This window comes from Streptomyces alkaliterrae (assembly GCF_007097205.2).
GTDB lineage: Bacteria > Actinomycetota > Actinomycetes > Streptomycetales > Streptomycetaceae > Streptomyces > Streptomyces alkaliterrae.
Window position 1 is genome coordinate 1 of sequence record NZ_VJYK02000510.1, and the last position, 2,395, is coordinate 2,395.

At 69.7% G+C, this 2,395-nt stretch carries 2 protein-coding genes; one reads left to right on the forward strand and one right to left on the reverse strand.

The genetic code is table 11. The features are described from left to right. Positions 1 to 303: 303 nt before the first annotated feature. On the forward strand, positions 304 to 1,782 hold the full coding sequence (locus FNX44_RS26210; protein WP_143651463.1) for a CCA tRNA nucleotidyltransferase: 1,479 nt from the start codon (positions 304 to 306) through the stop codon (positions 1,780 to 1,782). Positions 1,783 to 2,004: 222 nt separating this feature from the next. On the opposite strand, the gene FNX44_RS28355 is transcribed toward FNX44_RS26210, so the two are convergent. Then, positions 2,005 to 2,395, reverse strand: a 391-nt coding sequence (locus tag FNX44_RS28355; protein ID WP_173019298.1) for an LppU/SCO3897 family protein, incomplete at its 5' end; no start/stop codon positions are given.

Sequence of the window (2,395 nt, forward strand, 5' to 3'; positions counted from 1 at the left end):
CCGTCCCCCACACCTCCGGGCGCCCGCCCACCGGTGGACTCGGCGGCACCCGACGGTGTCGGCAATCGTTAGCATCAGCAGTGCGCAAGACCACCGAACCGCACAGCGCACGGAAGACAGGACGGACCAGCGCGTGGCCGAAGCGGCGAGACAGCACAGGACCCGTACCGCGGCCGCGCCCCGACGGTTGCTGCGCGGTACGGCGGCCGTGCTTGCCCTGGCGCCCCTCGTCGTGGGAGCAGTGGGAACAGCGGCCCCCGCAGGCGCGGCCCCCCAGGCCCCCGGCACGTAGTCTGTTCTGTCGTGTCCAACGCCAACGCAGACAACCAGGTCCAGCCGTCGAGCACCGAGCTGAGCGCCGTGCAGCGCCGCGCGGTGAGCGAGCTGCTGAGAGTCGCGCCCGTCGCCGATGATCTAGCCCGCCGCTTCCAGCAGGCCGGGTTCTCGCTCGCGCTGGTCGGCGGCAGCGTACGGGACGCGCTCCTCGGCCGCCTCGGCAACGACCTGGACTTCACCACCGACGCCCGCCCCCAGGACGTGCTGCGGATCGTGCGGCCGTGGGCGGACGCCGTCTGGGAGGTCGGTATCGCGTTCGGCACGGTGGGCTGCCAGAAGGCGGCCGGCCCGGACGGGCCGTCCTACCAGATCGAGATCACCACCTACCGTTCCGAGGCGTACGACCGTACGTCGCGCAAGCCCGAGGTCTCCTACGGCGATTCGATCGAGGAGGACCTCGTCCGACGTGACTTCACCGTCAACGCGATGGCCGTCGCGCTGCCGGAGAAGACCTTCGTCGACCCGCACGGCGGGCTGGAGGACCTGGCGAGGCGGATGCTGCGGACGCCGGGCACTCCGCAGCAGTCCTTCTCCGACGACCCGCTGCGGATGATGCGCGCGGCGCGCTTCGCGGCGCAGCTCGACTTCACGGTGGACGACACGGTCATCGAGGCGATGACGGCGATGGCCGAGCGGATCGACATCGTCTCCGCCGAGCGGATCCGGGACGAGTTCAACAAGCTGGTGGTCTCCGCGCACCCGCGCAAGGGGCTGCGGATCCTGGTGGACACCGGGCTCGCCGAGCGGGTGGTGCCGGAGATCCCGGCCCTGCGGCTGGAACGGGACGAGCACCACCGGCACAAGGACGTCTACGAGCATTCCCTGACCGTGCTCGAGCAGGCCATCGACCTGGAGGACGACGGTCCGGACCTGGTGCTGCGGCTCGCGGCGCTGCTGCACGACATCGGCAAGCCGCGCACCCGGCGCTTCGAGAAGGACGGTCGGGTCTCCTTCCACCACCACGAGGTGGTCGGCGCGAAGATGACCCGCAAGCGCATGACCGCGCTGAAGTACCCCAACGAGCTGGTGAAGGACGTCTCCCGGCTGGTGGAACTGCACCTGCGCTTCCACGGCTACGGCGCCGGGGAGTGGACGGACTCGGCGGTCCGCCGCTACGTGCGGGACGCCGGCCCGCTGCTCGACCGGCTGCACAAGCTGACCCGCTCGGACTGCACCACCCGCAACAAGCGCAAGGCCAACGCGCTGGCCCGGGCGTACGACGGGCTGGAGGAGCGGATCGCGAAGCTACAGGAGCAGGAGGAGCTGGACGCCATCCGGCCTGATCTGGACGGCAACCAGATCATGGAGATCCTGGACATCGGCCCCGGTCCTCAGGTGGGCCAGGCCTACCGCCACATGCTGGAGATGCGTCTTGAGCACGGCCCGATGGCCCGGGAGGAAGCCGTCGCCGCCCTCAAGCACTGGTGGGCGGAGCAGCAGGGCTGAGGCTTCCCGCCCCTGCGCGGTGACTGTCTTGCGATGACAGCGGCGGGTGTGGGTGTTTCACGTGAAACACCCACACCCGCCGCTGTTTCTTCCGTATCCCGTGGGGGGTCGCAGAGGGCCGGTCCGACTGTGTTGGCTGGGTTGGTTGTGTTTCACGTGAAACGTCGTGGAACACAACCAGTCGGCGCTCCCGCGCTGCTTGAGCGAGTCTGCTCAGCCCGGTCAGTCGCCCGCGGGACCGAGGCAGAGCGTGAAGCGGGTGCTGCCTTCCTGAAGGGTGAAGACGGCCTCGGTGCCCGGCACGCTTGTGCAGGCGAAGTTGCCGGTGATGCCGTTGACCTTCTTCAGGACCTTGTGGCTTGCCTCGCTGTTGTCGCAGTCGAGCCGCTCCAGGTCGGGGCTGTTGTCCGAGCCCTTGTTCCGGAGGCAGTCGCCGACCTCGAGCTCCTTGCTGTCGTCGCCGCCGAACACGGCGATGCCGACGCCGACCAGCGCCAGCGGGACGAGGATCGCGGCGATGATGATGCCGGCCTTGTTCTTCTTCTTGGGCGGCTGGGGGACCGGGGCGCCGGGGTAGCCGCCGGGTATGCCCTGCCCGGGCATGCCCTGGGTG